Source organism: Microbacterium oleivorans, from assembly GCF_023715745.1.
GTDB classification, from domain to species: domain Bacteria; phylum Actinomycetota; class Actinomycetes; order Actinomycetales; family Microbacteriaceae; genus Microbacterium; species Microbacterium oleivorans_D.
In genome coordinates this window covers 100781-117267 of record NZ_JAMBOV010000007.1, presented here as the reverse complement: position 1 = coordinate 117267, position 16487 = coordinate 100781, and the positions used below count along the sequence as shown (strand labels likewise).

General features: G+C 70.6%; 20 protein-coding genes. 6 read left to right on the top strand and 14 right to left on the bottom strand.

The window, feature by feature from the left end; genetic code table 11:
* Position 1: 1 nt before the first annotated feature.
* Both M3190_RS15015 and M3190_RS15010 read right to left on the bottom strand, forming a co-directional pair.
* Complete coding sequence (locus M3190_RS15015) at positions 2-655, bottom strand: heme oxygenase (biliverdin-producing) (RefSeq protein WP_251583486.1); 654 nt, start codon at positions 653-655, stop codon at positions 2-4.
* 47 nt (positions 656-702) lie between these two features.
* Positions 703-1014, bottom strand: a complete 312-nt coding sequence (locus tag M3190_RS15010; RefSeq protein WP_251583484.1) for a DUF2470 domain-containing protein — start codon at positions 1012-1014, stop codon at positions 703-705.
* A gap of 92 nt (positions 1015-1106) precedes the next feature.
* On the opposite strand from M3190_RS15010, the gene M3190_RS15005 reads away from it, so the two are divergent.
* Together M3190_RS15005 and M3190_RS15000 are read left to right on the top strand one after the other, a co-directional pair.
* Positions 1107-2360 carry a serine hydrolase domain-containing protein gene (locus tag M3190_RS15005; RefSeq protein WP_251583482.1) on the top strand — a complete coding sequence of 418 codons (1254 nt, stop codon included), beginning with the start codon at positions 1107-1109 and terminating at the stop codon, positions 2358-2360.
* A complete protein-coding gene (locus tag M3190_RS15000; protein ID WP_251583480.1) occupies positions 2357-3232 on the top strand; it encodes an EamA family transporter in 876 nt (291 codons plus the stop codon). Before M3190_RS15005 ends, M3190_RS15000 begins: the two co-directional genes overlap by 4 nt.
* Positions 3233-3354: 122 nt before the next feature.
* Here the strand turns inward: M3190_RS15000 and M3190_RS15565 are convergent, their stop codons facing one another.
* The 7 genes from M3190_RS15565 to M3190_RS14965 all read right to left on the bottom strand — a co-directional run bounded on the left by M3190_RS15565 (position 3355) and on the right by M3190_RS14965 (position 10819).
* A complete protein-coding gene (locus M3190_RS15565; RefSeq protein WP_251583478.1) occupies positions 3355-4050 on the bottom strand; it encodes a sirohydrochlorin chelatase in 696 nt (231 codons plus the stop codon).
* On the bottom strand, positions 4047-5192 hold the full coding sequence (locus M3190_RS14990; protein ID WP_251583473.1) for a uroporphyrinogen-III synthase: 1146 nt from the start codon (positions 5190-5192) through the stop codon (positions 4047-4049). The genes M3190_RS15565 and M3190_RS14990 overlap by 4 nt, the downstream gene beginning before the upstream one ends.
* Positions 5189-6430 carry a uroporphyrinogen-III C-methyltransferase gene (gene cobA, locus M3190_RS14985; protein ID WP_251583472.1) on the bottom strand — a complete coding sequence of 414 codons (1242 nt, stop codon included), beginning with the start codon at positions 6428-6430 and terminating at the stop codon, positions 5189-5191. Before cobA ends, M3190_RS14990 begins: the two co-directional genes overlap by 4 nt.
* Positions 6427-6804 (bottom strand): nitrite reductase small subunit NirD, encoded by a 378-nt coding sequence (gene nirD / locus M3190_RS14980; protein ID WP_251583471.1) that lies wholly within the window; start codon positions 6802-6804, stop codon positions 6427-6429. The genes cobA and nirD overlap by 4 nt, the downstream gene beginning before the upstream one ends.
* A complete protein-coding gene (gene nirB / locus M3190_RS14975; RefSeq protein ID WP_251583470.1) occupies positions 6801-9380 on the bottom strand; it encodes a nitrite reductase large subunit NirB in 2580 nt (859 codons plus the stop codon). The genes nirD and nirB overlap by 4 nt, the downstream gene beginning before the upstream one ends.
* Positions 9381-9457: 77 nt before the next feature.
* Positions 9458-10333, bottom strand: a complete 876-nt coding sequence (locus tag M3190_RS14970) for a formate/nitrite transporter family protein (protein ID WP_251583469.1) — start codon at positions 10331-10333, stop codon at positions 9458-9460.
* A 144-nt stretch (positions 10334-10477) separates the two neighbouring features.
* Positions 10478-10819 carry a hypothetical protein gene (locus M3190_RS14965; protein WP_251583468.1) on the bottom strand — a complete coding sequence of 114 codons (342 nt, stop codon included), beginning with the start codon at positions 10817-10819 and terminating at the stop codon, positions 10478-10480.
* 96 nt (positions 10820-10915) lie between these two features.
* On the opposite strand from M3190_RS14965, the gene M3190_RS14960 reads away from it, so the two are divergent.
* Positions 10916-11458, top strand: a complete 543-nt coding sequence (locus M3190_RS14960; protein ID WP_251583467.1) for a MarR family winged helix-turn-helix transcriptional regulator — start codon at positions 10916-10918, stop codon at positions 11456-11458.
* Between the two features lie 80 nt (positions 11459-11538).
* The gene (locus M3190_RS14955) at positions 11539-11898 is read left to right on the top strand and encodes a hypothetical protein (protein WP_251583465.1); all 360 of its coding nucleotides are present in this window, start codon (positions 11539-11541) and stop codon (positions 11896-11898) included.
* A gap of 9 nt (positions 11899-11907) precedes the next feature.
* On the opposite strand, the gene M3190_RS14950 is transcribed toward M3190_RS14955, so the two are convergent.
* Complete coding sequence (locus M3190_RS14950) at positions 11908-12786, bottom strand: aldo/keto reductase (RefSeq protein ID WP_251583463.1); 879 nt, start codon at positions 12784-12786, stop codon at positions 11908-11910.
* Positions 12787-12858: 72 nt separating this feature from the next.
* Positions 12859-13611 (bottom strand): SDR family NAD(P)-dependent oxidoreductase, encoded by a 753-nt coding sequence (locus M3190_RS14945; RefSeq protein ID WP_251583456.1) that lies wholly within the window; start codon positions 13609-13611, stop codon positions 12859-12861.
* A gap of 164 nt (positions 13612-13775) precedes the next feature.
* On the opposite strand from M3190_RS14945, the gene M3190_RS14940 reads away from it, so the two are divergent.
* Positions 13776-14822, top strand: a complete 1047-nt coding sequence (locus M3190_RS14940) for an NAD(P)-dependent alcohol dehydrogenase (RefSeq protein WP_251583454.1) — start codon at positions 13776-13778, stop codon at positions 14820-14822.
* 107 nt (positions 14823-14929) lie between these two features.
* Positions 14930-15274, top strand: coding sequence for a hypothetical protein (locus M3190_RS14935; protein ID WP_251583452.1), 345 nt, complete (start codon positions 14930-14932; stop codon positions 15272-15274).
* Between the two features lie 23 nt (positions 15275-15297).
* Here the strand turns inward: M3190_RS14935 and M3190_RS14930 are convergent, their stop codons facing one another.
* The 3 genes from M3190_RS14930 to M3190_RS14920 form a co-directional block, all read right to left on the bottom strand.
* On the bottom strand, positions 15298-15645 hold the full coding sequence (locus M3190_RS14930) for a DUF7882 family protein (RefSeq protein ID WP_251583450.1): 348 nt from the start codon (positions 15643-15645) through the stop codon (positions 15298-15300).
* Positions 15646-15714: 69 nt separating this feature from the next.
* Entirely contained in the window at positions 15715-16095 is a 381-nt protein-coding gene (locus M3190_RS14925; RefSeq protein ID WP_251583448.1) for a hypothetical protein, read from the bottom strand.
* 33 nt (positions 16096-16128) lie between these two features.
* A complete protein-coding gene (locus tag M3190_RS14920; RefSeq protein WP_251583442.1) occupies positions 16129-16389 on the bottom strand; it encodes a hypothetical protein in 261 nt (86 codons plus the stop codon).
* Positions 16390-16487: the final 98 nt, after the last annotated feature.

Sequence of the window (16487 nt, the reverse complement as noted above, 5' to 3'; positions counted from 1 at the left end):
ATCAGGCGACCGACGCCTTCTTCGCGGCGGCGAGATCGACGAACAGCTCCGTGTTGAAGCGGTAGGCGAGCAGGACCTCGTCGATCACGCGCTCGCGCTCGGCGGCATCCCACGGCACCGCGTCGAGCTGCTCGCGGTAGACGTCCTTGAAGGCGGCGGGGTCGGCGATGTCGTCGAAGACGTAGAAGCCGATCCCGTTCGTCTCGAAGCCGAACCGGCGGGACATCACCCGCGCGATGAACTGACCCCCCGACAGGTCGCCGAGGTAGCGCGTGTAGTGGTGGGCCACGAAGCCGCCGGGCCAGGTCGCGCCGACCTCGGCGATGCGCGCGACGTAGCGCGCGGTGGTCGGCAGCGGGGCGATGCGATCGCGCCAGTCCTCGCCGATGAGGAACTTGAGATCCGCCTCGAGCGCGGGCAGGCGGGTCAGCTTGTCGCTGAGGAAGCGGGATGCCACGGGGTCGCCGCTCATGCGGGCGGCCGCCGACTCCAGCGCTTCGTAGATGAACCAGTGCTGCGCGACGAGGGCGACGTAGTCCTCGCGGGAACCCCCGCCTCGCATGAGGTCCGACATGAAGTCGGCCCCCTCGCTCGACGAGTGGGCGCCGGCGGAACGGGCGCGGACGGTGGCGGAGAAGGGAACGGGCTCGGACATGCGCCCGAGCGTACAGTAAGGCTCAGCTAACCTGAAGGTCGAATCATTCAGGAGTGTGGGCGTGGCTCGACGCCGAGCCGTGCGCAGGCCGCGTCGTAGAGCGCGACGATCTCGCGACGCACCTCGGCACGCTCGGTGATGGTGCCACCCGGCCACGGGATACGGATGACCTCCTCGCCCGCCTCCGCCGTGACGACGTGCCACTGGCCAGCTTCGCCGTCGAAGGTCGTCATCGTCGCGGCGATGACGTCGGGGATCGGCGAGAACGCCCGGGCGATGAGCACGTTGTCCCCGGTGTGGTCGGAGTTCATGTGCCGGAGGACGGCCTGCAGCACGGAGTCGTCGAAGACGGCGGTCATGCGCACAGCCTAGGAGGGGCGCCCGGGCGCGACGGCCGCGGTCGGCGGGTGTGCTGTAATCATGGGACGGGAAAAACGGGGGTGATCTGCGCGTGGCAGGACGAGTGTCGAGGCGAGTGGTCGCAGCGGTGACGGCGCTCGGTCTCGCGATCGGTCTCGGCGCGTGCGCACCGGAGCCGGAGCGCATCGACATCGGCGTGGACCAGGTCGACCGGGCGCTTCCGGCGGATCTGACCGATCAGATGCAGGCTCTCACCGAGACGGCGATGACCGCCGTCGGCGCGAGCGGGGCGATCGTCTCGGTCTCGGTGCCCTGGTCGGGTGAATGGGTGGCGGGCGTCGGCACATCGGGCGCGGGCGGACCCGCAGTGGACCCCGCCATGACCTTTAAGGCCGTCAACGTCACGCGCGCGATGACCTGCGACGTGCTCTACGCCCTCGTCGACAAGGGCACCGTCGCCCTCGACGACAGCATCACCGAGTACCTCGACTCGTACCCGGGCGAGAGCGACATCACGCTCGGCGAGCTGTGCGACAGCACGAGCGGTCTGCACGGCTACCTCGGTGCGATCTTCGACCGGGTCCTGGCCACGCCCGAGCGCACCTGGAACCCTCGCGAGCTCATCGCCTATGGTCTCGGTCAGCCGCGCGTGTTCGAGCCCGGTGCGCGTTTCGCGGAGTCGGACACGGGCTATGTGCTGCTCGGCGTCGTGCTCGAGCGCGCCGCGAACACTCCGCTGAACGAGCTCTTCGACGAGTACGTCTTCCAGCCTCTCGGGATGAGCTCGAGCGCCCTGCCGATCGGCGTCGGTGGCGGCGACCGCCTGAAGGGGTCGTACCTCGCGTCCGGCGAGGACGGCAAGGCCGACTGCAGCGCCCCGACCGACATGACCGACCTCACCTCGAGTGTCGGCGCGGCCGCGGCCGGTGCCGTGTCGACCGTCGCAGACCTCTCGACCTACGTCCGCGCACTGGCCGTCGGCGCCCGCCCCTACGACGTCGAGCAGCGCCTCGCGGACGCGCGCCCGGTCGCCGACTCGCAGCCGACCTGGTTCGCGGCGAAGGGCGGCACGTATCAGGGCGACAGCCTCGTCGGGCAGTACGGCTCCCTTCCGGGCTACATGGTCGCGGCCTTCGCCGATCGTGAGACGGGGATGTCGGTCGTCGTCGTGCTCAACGACTCCCGTGCCTCGTCCAACGTCGCCCGCCTGCTGGCGTGGCAGCTCGCGGCCCTGGCCTCGAAGGCGCCCGCCGCCGATGGCCGCACGGCTCCCGAGACGGGCCTGCCGTGGACGGTCGAGAGCCTGGGCGAGGAGCTCGCCGGCTACGCCATCTGCGGGGAGTGACCACTCGCAGCGCTCCCACGACCGCCGTCGTCCTGGTGGTCGTGGGCCTGTGCTGCCAGGAGATCGGAGCCTCTCTCGCGGTCCTCCTGTTCCCGCAGGTCGGTCCGCTCGGCATGGTGATGCTTCGTCTGGTGTTCTCGGCGCTGATCCTCTGCCTGATCGCGCGTCCGTCCCTCCGCGGACACTCCCGGAGCGCCTGGATCGCGGTCGTGCAGCTCGGTCTCGCGCTCGCCGTCATGAACGGGTTCTTCTACCTCGCGCTCGAACGGCTCGCGCTCGGGGTCACCGTGACGATCGAGATCCTGGGGCCCCTCGCCCTGTCGATCATCGCCAGTCGTCGCGCGTCCGCGTGGCTGTGGGCGGGTCTCGCGCTCGTCGGGGTCCTCGCGCTCGGCGGGGGCGGCTTCGACCGCCTCGATCCCCTGGGTGTCGTCTTCGCCCTCGGTGCGGCGGTCAGCTGGGCGTTCTACATCCTGGCCTCCGCCAAGGTGGGCGCCGCCATCCCGAAACTCGACGGTCTCGCGCTCGCGATGGCGGTCGGCGCCGTCCTCTCGCTGCCTTTCGGGATCGCGGACGCCGGAGGGTCCCTGCTGCGGCTGGATCTCGTCGCGCTCGGCGCCGCCGTCGCGGTCCTGTCGTCGACCATCCCGTACGCGCTGGAACTCATCGCGCTGCGGCGTCTGCCGGCTGCGGCGTTCTCGATCCTCATGGCGCTCGCCCCCGCGACCGCATCGCTTGCGGGTTTCCTGCTGCTCGGTCAGCACCTGTCCGTACTCGAGGCCGCGGGCATCGCGCTCGTCATCATCGCCTCGATCGGCGCCGTCCGTGCGGCGGGCCGCCGAGCGCGCGACGTCTCCGAGCCCGTCGGCTGAGCGCGGCGCCCCCGCGAGAGCGTGCGTTGCTGCCGAGCGCGCCAGTTCGCGACTGTGCCGTGGGCGCGCCCTCGGCACGGAGGGGCGCTTTCGCGAGAGGCGCGGACGCGCGGTCGGACCCGTCAGGCGGCGCGGCGGAGGGCTCCCGCGGCAGACAGGTAGCGCTCCACGACGACCTCCGCGACGAGGGCGTCGGGGGCGAGCGGGGCGGTGACCACGTCGGCGCCGGCACGCGCGATGACGTCGGCGAAGAAGCCGGGCGCGAGGACGTAGCTCGCGGCCACGACGCGGGTCGCACCGGCATCCCGCGCCGCGGCGACGGCGGCATCGATCCGGGTGCCGGCGCCCGCCGCGTAGCCCACCGACACAGGGTGCTCGACGCGCTCCCGCAGCAGGTCGGCGATGGCGGCGACGTCGACGGATGCCGCCGGGTCGGTCGATCCGGCCGCTGCGAGCACCACCGCGTCGCCTGCTGCCAGTCCCGCCTCGTGCAGTCGCGCGGCGAGGAGATCGGCGAGAAGCGGATGCGGGCCGAGCGGCGCCGTGGCGGCAGCACGGGCTCCGGCATCCGTCACCGCGCGCGCGATGTCGACCTTCGTGTGGAACCCGGTCGACAGCAGGAGCGGCACCACGACGGCGAGGCGCGGTGCGCTCGCACGGACGACGTCGTCGATCTCGGGCTGCTGCACGTCGACGAAGGCTTCCTCCACCGCCACGTGCGGCAGGAGCAGGCGCACCTTCTCGACGAGAGCGGAGATCGCGGCGCGGCCGGCGTGCGAGCTGGTCCCGTGCGAGCAGGCGATGAGGACGGGCGTCACGGTGTTCCTTCCGGGGCGAGGACGTCGAGACGGTAGCCGCGCTTGACGATGGTGCGGATGAGGGTCGGGATGCCGAGGGCTTCGCGTGTGCGTGCGATGGCCACGTCGACGGCATGGGCGTTGTCCGCGCCCGAGCGGGGCAGGGCGGCGGCGAGTTCGGCCCGGCTGACGACACCGCCACGCGCCGCGAACAGCATCGCCAGGATCGCGGCGGACGTGCGGGACAACGGGATGACGTCGCCGGAGAGGACGGCGGCGCCGCTACGCAGTTCGAGTCGTCCGGCGGGTGTCGCGACCGAGGGTGCGCCCCCGCCACCGAAGTGGGTGACGACGGCGCGGACCAGGGAGCCGAGGCGTCCGCGCTCGGCGACGAGGGGCGCGGCGCCGGCGGCGACGAGCGGGCCGGCCGTGATCGGACCGACCGCCGCGAGGAGGACGGTGCCGTCGCCGGTTCGCGCCACGATCGCGTCCAGCACCCCCTCGCGGCGCGCCGTCTCGATCCACTCGGCGGCACCGGGCGCGGAGGTGAACAGGACGGCATCGACCTCGCCCTGCGCCGTCTGGACGACCGACCGGGCCACCGCTGCGGCGTCGGGCGGCGGACCCCAGCGATAGACGGTGAGGCTGACGACATCGGCACCTGCCGCGGTGAAGAGCTCATCGAGACCGTCCGCGCCCGAGCCGTGGTGCTGCACGGCCACTCGGCGCCCCTCGACTCCTTCGGCGAGCAGGAAGGCGCCGAGCTCCTCCGAGGTCTCGGACTCGGCGACCCAGTCAGCGGTCAGCCCCGCCTGCTGGATCGCGCCGCGGGCCTTCGGGCCACGGGCGACGATCTGCGCATCGTCCAAAGCGGCATGGAGGTCACCCTGCAGGCCCGCCTCGTCGGCCGCCTCCATCCATCCCCGGAACCCGACTCCGGTCGTCGCGACGACGACGTCCGGCGGGCTGTCGATGAGCGCCTGCGTCGCCGCGATGAGAGCTTCGTCGTCGATGTGCGACACGATCGTCAGGGCCGGGGCGTGGCGGACGGTCGCTCCGTGCCGCTCCAGTGCCGACGCGAGCTCGGCCGACCGACGATCGACGGCGATGACGATCGTGCAGCCGCCGAGCGCGGCGGAGAGGGCGGGACGGGGCGCGGTCACCGGGCGGGGTCACCTCCGCCCGTCGAGACCGCGGCGGCGTCCGGAAGGAGCAGGCCCGCGGCGGCGACGTCGCCGATCACGATGACGGCCGGATTGCTCACGCCGGCAGCCGCGGCATCCGTCACCGCGGATGCCAGTGTCGTGCGGGTGGTCCGCTGGGTGGGGGTGTGACCCCGCTCGACGATCGCGACGGGTCGATGTGCGGGAGCGCCGGCGGCGATGGCTGCGGCGACCAGCTTCGGCAGCGCGGCGACCCCCATCAGCACGACGGTGGTGACGGTGTCGTCGGCGAGGGCGGCGCGGGTCGCGGCCGACACCGGACCCTGGCCCATCGTGACGTGCAGCCCCGCAGCGGTGCCGCGGTGGGTGACGGGGATGCCGGCCGCCTGCGGCACCGAGACGACGCTCGTCAGCCCGGGCACCACCTCGACGGGGACTCCCGCCGCGAGGCACGCGGCGACCTCCTCGCCGCCGCGACCGTAGACGAACGGGTCGCCGCCCTTGAGTCGGACGACCCGTCTGCCGGCCTTCGCCTGTGCGACGAGGATCGCGTTGATCTCCTCCTGCGGCACGGGGTGGTGGCCGGGAGCCTTGCCGACGTCGATGATCTCGACGTCGGGGTCGAGTTCCGCCAGCACGTCGGTCGGTCCGAGCCGATCGGCGACCACCACGTCGGCCTCGGCGAGCAGGCGGCGCCCACGCACCGTCATGAGGTCGGCCGGCCCGGGGCCTCCGCCCACCAGGTCGACCCGCCCCGCCGCCCTGCGGCGGCGGCGCAGCGGCAGCATCCCGTCGCGCAGCGCCGCCGCGATCGCGTCGCGCAGACGTGCGGAACGGCGCGGGTCGACCCCGGCATCGGAGGCGACTGCGACGAGCACATCGCCCGAGCGGGTCTCGGCGGTCAGGCGTGCCGATCCGTGCGCGCCGTCGGAGGCGTTCACGCAGAAGACGCGGACCGCCTCGCACCACGACGCGACCGCCGCGTCGACCGATGCGTCGCCCGTCGCCGCGTGGACGAGCCAGGCATCCGCCACATCGTCCGCGCGGACGGGACGGGCGACCCAGGTCACGCGTGCCGCGTCGACGAGGTCGCGCAGCCGGTCGCCGAGCGCCGGGGCGACGACCGTCACGAGCGCGCCCTCGTTCAGGAAGCGCTCGACGCGTCGTCCCGCGACCGCACCGCCGCCGACGAAGACGACACGGCGCCCGGTGAGGGAGAGCCCCAGCATCGTGGTCATCGCTGCTCCTCGCGGACGTAGACGACCCCGCCCTCGACGGCGGCGGGCCACACCCGCAGGGTCTTCGGGTCCTTGCCCTGCGTCTCGAGGCAGACGCCCGTGCGCAGGTCGAAGACCTGCTTGAACATCGGCGACGCGACGGTCGGAACCTCGCCTCGGGTGCCGACGATCCCTCGCGCGATCACGTTCGCCCCGCTGTACGGGTCGAGGTTCTGCACCGCGTGCACGCGTCCGGCGTGCGTCACGAACAGGGCGATCTGGTCGTCGCCGAGCAGCGCGGCACGTCCGCGTTCGACCTCGAGGTCGGCGACCGCGCAGATCGCCGTCCAGCCGATCGGCACCGCGGCATCCGTCTCGTGCGCGATCATCGTCATCGCCGCACCTCCAGGGTGGTCCCGGCGATGAGGACGCGCCCGTCGCCGCGCTCCTCGGCCGTCGCGGGACGTGCCTGGCCCCGTTCCACCGTGTAGGCGAGCGACGGGTCGGGAGTCGTGGGTGCGTTGACGAACGAGGCGAAGCGGCGGAGCTTCTCGGGGTCCTCGAGGGTCGCTTTCCACTCGTCTTCGTAGTTGTCGAGGTGGCGGGCCATCGCGGCATCGAGGTCGGCGCAGATCCCCAGCGAGTCGTCGAAGATCACGCGGCGCAGCTCGTCGATCCCGCCCTCGAGATCCTCGAACCAGGGCGCCGTGCGCTGCAGGCGGTCGGCGGTGAACACGTAGTACATGAGGAACCGGTCGATCGCCTGCAAGAGCCCTGCGTCGTCGAGTCCTTCCGCCAGGAGCACCGCGTGGCGCGGCGTGAAGCCGCCGTTGCCGCCGACGTACATGTTCCAGCCCGCCTCGGTCGCGATGACGCCGACGTCCTTGCCGCGCGCCTCGGCGCACTCGCGGGCGCAGCCCGAGACGCCGAGCTTGATCTTGTGCGGCGACCGCAGGCCGCGGTAGCGCAGCTCGAGCTGCACCGCCATGCCGACCGAATCCTGCACGCCGTAGCGGCACCAGGTCGAGCCGACGCAGGACTTCACGGTCCGCAGCGATTTGCCGTAGGCGTGGCCCGACTCGAATCCCGCGTCGACGAGGCGCTTCCAGATCTCCGGCAGCTGCTCGAGGCGTGCGCCGAACATGTCGATGCGCTGTCCGCCGGTGATCTTCGTGTAGAGCCCGAAGTCCTGGGCGACCTGACCGATCACGAGCAGTCCTTCGGGTGTGATTTCACCGCCCGGGATGCGGGGGACGACGGAGTAGCTGCCGTCCTTCTGCATGTTCGCCATGACGTGGTCGTTCGTGTCCTGCAGCGTCGCGTTCTCGCCGTCGAGCACGTGCCGGCCGGTGAGGGTGGACAGGATGCTGGCGAGAACGGGCTTGCAGATGTCACAGCCGCGGCCGGTGCCGAACCGCTCGATGACGGCGCTGAAGGTCGACAGCCCCGACACGCGCACCGCGTCGAAGAGCTGCCGCCGCGACATCGGGAAGTGCTCGCACAGCGCGGTGCTGAGCGCGGCGCCGGTCTTCGCGAGCTCGCTGCCGAGCAGCTTGGTGATCATGCCGACGCACGATCCGCAGGCCGCGCCCGCCTTCGTGCAGGCCTTGATGGCCTTCACGTCCGTGCAGCCCTCGTCGTGGACGGCCGAGCGGATGCCGCCGGCCGTGACGCTGTTGCAGGAGCACACGAGCGCCTCGTCCGGCAGGTCACCCGTCGGAGCGGCGACACCGTCCTGCGGCATCAGGTAGGCGACGGGGTCGCCGCCGAGGCCGCCGCCCACGAGGGGGCGGAGCGACCCGTAGGCCGAGGCATCGCCGACCAGGATGCCGCCGAGCAGGGTCTTCGCGTCGTCCGAGACGACGAGTTTCTTGTAGACGCCCGCGATCGGATCGGCGTAGACGACGTCCAGCGCCCCCGGAGTCTCGGCGAAGGCGTCTCCGAAGCTCGCGACGTCGACCCCCGAGAGCTTGAGCTTGGTCGAGACATCGAAGCCGCTGAAGGATGCCTCGAAGCCCAGCAGCCGCGCCGCGGCCACCTCGGCCATCGCGTACCCCGGCGCGACGAGGCCGACGCATTGACCATCGAAACTTGCGACCTCGCCGATCGCCATGACGGCCGGATCCGAGGTGACGCAGCCGGAGTCGATGACGACGCCGCCGCGCGGATCGACGACCAGTCCCGCGGCGCGGGCGAGCTCGTCGCGCGGTCGAACGCCGACGGTGAAGACGACGACGTCGGTCCGCTCCCACGATCCGTCACGGAACTCGAGGCCCATGACCTGCCCGCTTCGGTCGGCGTCGAGGCGCGTCGTGAGCGCCGACGTCTTCACGGCGATCCCGCGCGCCTCGATGAGCCGGCGGAGCGCGTCGCCCGCGGGGAGGTCGAGCTGCGCCGACATGAGGCGGTCCGAGGACTGCACGACCGTGCAGTCGACGTCGAGGCCCTGCAGGGCGCCCGCCGCCTCGAGGCCCAGCAGCCCGCCGCCGATGACGGTGCCGACCAGGCGCCGGCCGAGCTCGGCCGACCGTCGCTGCACGAAACGCTCGAGCGCCTCGACGTCGTCGAGTGTGCGGTAGACGAAGCAGCCGTCGTGGTCGTACCCGTCCACCGCGAGCCGGGCGGCATACGAGCCGGTCGCGAGGACGAGCCGGTCGTAGCCGATGCGCTCGCCGCGGTCGGTGACGACGTCGGACCGGCCGCGATCGATCCGGGTGACGCTGACACCGCGCACGAACCGCACGCGCTCGTCGCCGAGGGGCGCCGCGTCCAGTTCCAGGTCGTCGGCGGATGCGCCCGCGAAGAAGGACGTGAGGCCGACCCGGTCGTACGGATGCCGCGGCTCCTCGCCGATCACGGTGATCCGCCACGGTTCATCGGTGCGGCTGAGGAGGCTCTCGACGAAGCGATGGGCGACCATCCCGGCCCCGACCACGACGACGTGCGGCGAGGTGGGGCGGGTGGAGCTCATGTCGCGACCGTATGCGGGCGAGGTTGCCTGCGCGGTCTCGTCGTGTTGCGGTCTCTTTACGATGCGGGCCACGTCGATCACCGGGTGGGGACGGAGGCGTCCGCGGCGACGGCGCGGGCAGCGGCCGCCTCGCGGCGGGAGGCACGGACTCGACGGGGAGCGGCGGGGCGCCCGTAGGTGACGTACAGCGGGATGCCGACGAAGAGCAGGCCGCCGACGAGGTTGCCGATGACCGTCGGGATCTCGTTCCAGATCAGGTAGTCGCCGATCGTGAAGTCGCCGCCGAGGAGCAGGCCCGAGGGGAACAGGAACATGTTCACGATGGAGTGCTCGAAACCCATGAAGAAGAACAGCATGATCGGCATCCACATCGCGACGATCTTGCCGATGACGTCCTTCGACACCATCGCGAGGACGACACCGGTCGCGACCATCGCGTTGCAGAGGACCGCCCGGACGAAGAGAGTGAGCATGCCGTTCGCCCCGTGCTCGGCGTAGCCGACCGTGCGGCCCTCGCCGATGTGGCCGATCGCCTGGCCGACCTCGTTGGGCGGCGTCGAGAAGCCGTTCGTGAAGACGATCGCCATGAGGACGGCGATCGAGAAGGCGCCGATGAAGTTACCGAGGAAGACCAGACCCCAGTTGCGGAGGATGCCGCCGAGTGTGACCCCGGGTCGCTTGTCGAGCCAAGCGAGCGGTGCGAGGACGAAGACGCCGGTCAGCAGGTCGTAGCCGAGCAGGTAGAGCATGACGAAGCCGATCGGGAACAGCACGGCGCCGAGCAGCGGCATGCCGGTGGTGACGCTGACCGTCACGGCGAAGGCCGCCGCGAGGGTGAGCAGCGCGCCGCCCATGATCGACCGGACGAGGGTGTCGCGGGTGGAGAGCATGACCTTCGACGCACCGGCGTCGATCACGGTCTGGACGAGCTCGGTGGGCTTGACGTACGTCATCGCATATCCCTTTCAGTCGTGGAGCCGGGTGTGAGGCTCGACGCTAAAGGGCCGGTGTTTCCCCCGATCGCACCGGGATCGACCGCTTTGGTTACCTCTTCCTCTCTTCGGCGGAAGGGACGATGTGAGAACGGATGCCGCCGCTCAGTCGCCGGCGGACTCCTCGTGTCCCACGGAGCGGGCTTCGAGGTAGGCGAAGAGCTCCGCCGCGACGGAGAGTTCGACGGCCATGCCGTGCAGCTGGTGGCTGTTGAGGACCGTGGTGTCGGGCTGCGGCTCGAAGGTGACGCGCCAGGCAGCCGCACCGACCTCGACCGGCTCCATGGAGATCGTGACGGTGGCGTTCTCGAGCGGCACGATGACCAGTCCCGTGTCGGATCCGTCCGAACCGTCCTGCACGATGACCTTGATGAGCTCGCCCGCGCCGCGAGCCGCGTGGAACTCGTCGACCCAGCGCTCGAGGGTCTCTTTGCTTCGGAACGGCATGGGCTTCCCCTCTCGCGGTTGCGGGAGAGTAGCGGATCCGGGGACACGTGGCTACTGGCGGCTGTCCGCCCGCTCCCATCACCTATTCTCGATGACGTGGCCGTATTTCGGCGCGACCAGCGGGGAGTGAATGTGGCGGACGGCGAGGACAAGGCCGGCTACTGGTATGACGAGGCCCCCGGCGAGCGGGATCGTGCACGTCGTGTCCTGGAGGCCCTGCGCACCTATCGTGCCGCCGAGGCCGCCATGCGTCGCCGCACCCGCGACTCGATGGCGATGGGTGAGAACGAGCTTCTCGCGCTTCGCTACCTTCTGCGTCAGCCCGACCACTCCGCCCGTCCCGCCGAGCTCGTGAAGTACCTCGGGGTCACGTCGGCGTCGATCACGACGATGCTCGACCGGCTCGAGAAGACCGGACGCGTCCAGCGGATCGCGAACCCGACCGATCGGCGCAGCATCTTCGTGCGGGCGACGCCGCACGCGAACGAAGAGGTCCGCGAGACCCTCGGGCGCATGCACGGGCTCATGTACGACGTGGCCGTCAAGATGAGTCCCGAGGAGCAGGAGCACGTCGTCGCTTTCCTGCAGCAGATGACCGATGCCGTCGACGGTGTCGAGCCGGTCGCCGTGCAGGCCTGACCGCGGCATCCGCTGTACTCGTCGGGGAGCGGGAACGCAAGCATTCCCAGGATTCTGTTCCCGCGTCACATAGTTGAGGCATGAGATGCATCACGTACGCCGGCGAGACCGTGGTCACGACCGATGACGTCGCGGAGGCTCTCGTCACGTTGACGGCCGCCGTCGCCGAACTCGGCCGGGCCGATGCCGTCACGATCCCGATCGTGTTCGAGAAGAACGGGGAGATCGGCGAGGCATCCCTCGTCATCGGCGTCGGCAACGACGTGCTCTCGGTCGCAACGGACTGGGATCGTCCCGAGCCGGACTTCTCGTTCGCCGCCGCTCAACTGCGCCGGCACCCGCACTTCCCCCGCGAAGACGCCGGCTCGGGGGACAGCGTGTACGACGAGGGGCCGGAGGCCTACTGGGACCCCGATCTCGACGGATTCGGCCGCGCCTGACGCGAGCGTTCAGTCCTCGACGCCCGGCGGGGGTGTGCCGAGCGACTCGACCGCCTCGAAGAACGCGTCGGGGACGTCAGCGTCGATGAGGGGACCGAGGGCGTCGAGCCGCGCGGTCGAGGTGATGCCCACGACGGTCGCATCGACGAGCGGGCTGCGCAGCGAGAAGTGGAGCGCGGCAGCGGCGAGGTCGACACCGTGCAGGTCGGCGAGGTCGCGGACCCTCTCGACGTGGGCGGCGAAGTCGGCGGGCATCGGCCGATAGCCGAACGAGCCGTCGCCGTTGGCGAGCGTGCCGCCCCCGAACGGCGCCGCGTTGAGCACGGTCATGCCCAGCGCATGAGCGGCCTCGAAGAGGGGTTCGGCGGTGCGGGTCACGAGTGTGTAGCGGTTGTGGGACAGGACGACGTCGAAGGCGCCGGTGTCGACGTACTCGCGGACCTGCGAAAGGGTACCCGAGGCGATGCCGATCGCGCCGATGACACCCTGGTCGCGCAGGTCGATCAGGGCCGGAACGGCGCCGCCCGGACCCATGGCCTCGGCGACGGTCAGACCGTAAGGGTCGTGCAGTTGATAGAGCGGAAGGCTGTCGAGTCCGAGCCGACTCAGCGACTCGTCGAGCGAACGCTTCACCCGCTCGCCGTCGAACGCGCCGGTCTCCGGGTCGCTGTCGGCCTTCGAGTAGATCCGCGTGTGGCCGGGCAGCCCGCCGGCGCGGCGGACGGCGTCGCCGAGGGCCTGCTCGCTGCGCCCGCCGGCGTAGTTGTTGCTCGTGTCGACATAGCCGAGCCGAGAGCTGATCAGGGCATCCGCCAGGTCGTCGGCGCCGGGCCGCTCACCCAGGCGCGAGGCGCCGAGGATGACGGGTGTGGGGGACAGGGTCTTCATCGGGGCCTCCCGGCGTCGGTGCGCGGTCTCGTCTTCGACGATACCCATCGCCGGGGACGAGACCGCGTCGCGTCAGTGCGCGGAGTAGCCGCCGTCGACGAGGTGGTAGCTGCCGGAGATGAAGGATGCCGCGTCGCTCAGCAGGAAGAGCGTGAGCGCCGCCACCTCGGCATCCGTTCCCAGGCGACCCGCCGCGTGCTCCTTCTCCAGCGCCGCGAGGGCATCTCCGGAGAGGCTCGCGCGCACGAGGGGCGTGTCGATGAAGCCGGGACCGACCGCGTTCGTGCGGACGCCCTGCGCGGTGTACTCGAGCGCGGCGACCTTCGTCAGCCCGACGAGGGCGTGCTTGCTGGCCACGTAAGCCGCGTTCTGGGCGATGCCGACCGAGCCGAGGACCGACGCCATGTTGACGACGGCCCCGCCGCCGGCAGCGACGATGGCGGGCAGCTGGAACTTCAGCCCATAGAAGACGCCGTCGAGATCCACCGCGCGCACGCGATCCCAGGCTTCGACGTCGTAGTCGCCGATGCTCTGCGGCGGGGCGCCGATGCCGGCGTTGTTCACGGCGAGGTGGAGACCACCGTAGGTCTCCTGGGCGAAGTGCACGGCCGCCTCGGCGTCCTGCCACTTCGCGGTGTTCTGCACGAAGGCGGATGCCGCGCCCCCGGCATCCGTGATCTGCCGCACGACCGCCTCGGCGGCCTCCTGCTTGATGTCCGTCACGACCACCGACGCGCCTTCTGCGGCGAGCTCCCGGGCGATCGCCGCGCCGATGCCGCTGCCTGCTCCCGTGACGAGAGCGGTCTTCCCATCGAACCGAGCCATGGATTCCTCCTTCGCGCGCGTCACCGTGACCTTCGCGGCGAGAGGTGCGCCTCTTGATGCAACGACCTCCGCGTGGGGACATTCCGCATCGCGACGCGCGTAGCGTGTGAATGGACGGATGCCTCGACCCGCGGCATCCGTCTGTCGAGCAGCAAGGAGAATCCATGCCCACCGTCGCCGCGTACGCCGCCCCCTCTGCGACCGATCCGCTCGTCCGCACGACGATCGAGCGCCGCGAGACCGGGCCGCGTGACATCCTCATCGCGATCCGCTACGCCGGGATCTGCCATTCGGACATCCACACCGTCCGGGGCGACTGGGGTCCGATCACGTATCCGCAGGTCGTGGGTCACGAGATCGCGGGCGAGGTCGTCGAGGTCGGGAGCGAGGTGACCGATTTCGCGGTCGGTGACAGGGTCGGTGTCGGCTGCATGGTGAACTCGTGCCGCGAGTGCGAGAACTGCCGGGCCGGCATGGAGAACTACTGCCTGGAGGGCAACACGCAGACGTACGCCTCGGTCGACCGGGACGGCACGATCACGCAGGGCGGCTACTCGACGCACGTCGTCGTCGACCAGGACTTCGTGCTCCGCATCCCCGAGGGTCTCCCCTACGAGTCGGTCGCGCCGCTGCTGTGCGCCGGCATCACCACGTACTCGCCGCTCGCGCACTGGAAGGTCGGGCCCGGCTCGAAGGTCGCCGTCGTCGGCATGGGCGGGCTCGGGCACCTGGGTGTGAAGATCGCGGCCGCGATGGGCGCCGAGGTGACGGTCCTCTCGCAGACCCTGTCGAAGCAGGAGGATGGCCTCCGGTTCGGCGCCGCTCACTACTTCGCCACGAGCGACGACGCCACCTTCCGCACCCTGGCCAACACCTTCGACCTCATCCTCAACACGGTGAGTGCGCCGCTGAAGCTCGATTCCTACCTGCGGATGCTGCGCCTGGACGGCACCATGGTGAACGTCGGTGCTCCGCCCGAGCCGCTGCCGCTGCGCGTGTTCACCCTGTTCGGCAACCGTCGGTCGTTCGCCGGATCGAGCATCGGGTCGATCGCCGAGACGCAGGAGATGCTCGACTTCTGCGCCGAGCACGGCATCGTCCCCGAGACCGAGCTGATCGGCGCCCACGAGGTCAACGAAGCCTACGAGCGGGTGCTGAATTCGGACGTGCGGTACCGCTTCGTCATCGACATCGAGACGCTGAAGGACTGAGTCCGGAAACTCCCGGTATCAGGTCACCTGAGGGTGTTACGCTCGCGCTAGTGCGCGACCTCCCCCGCCGGGTCTACCGGTACCGTCGCCCACGGAGAGACGGAGACATGCCGTACCGCAGTCGCGCCACCCTGCAGCAGTGGCTCGAGGATTTCGTGTCCGGGCGCGAGGACGGCGACCTGATCAAGGTCGTCATCCAGGACGACTCGTGGGGGGACGACGGTGGGCTGGTCGTCGTGCCCTTGCGGAACGCGTCGACGACCGTCTACGTGCGTCCGCCGATGGGCGAGGATCCACGCTGGCGCGTGGTGTTCGAGCCGCAGCTCGACGAGGTCGCCCTCACCGCCGAGGAGACGGCCGCTCTCGTGGCGGAGCTCGGGACCGCCGCCGAGCTCTGCGGGTACCTCGAGGTCCGGTCGGTCGCGCACAACGAGGCGACCCCGACGGCCTGAGGGGACCATGCGTCCGACCCGGGTCAGATGGTGGATGTCGGCCAGCTGGCGGCGGCGATCGGGTCGACCTCCGCGGCAGGGTCCGGTTCGGGGACGATCCGCAACCCGGTGGGGGAGTTCGCCGACGACATCAGCGCCTCGACCCACGCCGGGTTGATCGTCGTCCGCGCACGGGTGTCGAACCGGAAGTCGATGTCGGCAGCCGAGTGCACCCACTTCGATTCGCGCCCGCCGCCGAGGCTCACGTCGTGACTCCACGTGAAGATGAACGGCTCACCCCGGCGCAGCTTCGTGACGATCACCAGTTCGAGGTGAGCGATCACCCGATCCTCGAGTTTCACTGATGCGTTGCCGATCGTTATGCGTCCCACCTCGGCAGGCTCGGCGACACGGTGCCCCGCGCAGCAGGGGGTTGACTTCGTCTCACATCAGCCGCGCTTCTACGCATCGTCGACGTGCATGCCGCTCATCCGATCCCATTCGAGCGACTTGAACTGCAGGAACAGGCAGAGGTCGCTGGCGACAGCCACCTCCGCCGCGATCGCCGCCAACTTCATCGGCGACAGGGTCAGATCGCCCGGGCGGGAGGTGAGCGTCGTCTCCCACCGCGTGTTGTCGAGGCTGGCGGGCTGCATGTAGACCTCTGCGCCGCCATTGCCGAGATCGACGACGACCAATCCTGTGTCACGACCCTCCGAGCCGTCCTGAACAGCGACCTTGATCGTCACCCCGTGCGCCGCGCTCTCTGCGAGGAACTCCCTCACCCATGCTTCCAGAAGGGCCTTCGACCGCGCGGGCACCGGTGCAGGACGTTCTTCCACGAGTGCATCATGCCATTCGGGGGAGCCGTTCGGTCATTCCCATTCCCACGGCGTGGCCGGCATCGGCTCCCAGCTCGCGGCCGTCTGCTGCGTGGCGATACTCACCGTGCTGATCGAGGTGATGAGCAGCCGCACGTCGACGGCTTCCGGTGTCTGAAAGGTGACGAACTCCGCTCCGGATCTGGCAGCCGCGGCGACACTCCTCGCCAATTCGTCCACATCGGTGTCGTCCGCGAGCCGGAAGACGGCGCCGTCGACGGCGATCGTCGTCTGGGGCTTCTCCGGCTCGGTCACCCCGGCGACGATACCCTCATTTCGCTAGACGCCCTAGCGAAACTATCGCTGAAGCATTCATCCTGCCGTCGGGAATCGCGGCGAGGGCGGCGGACCTT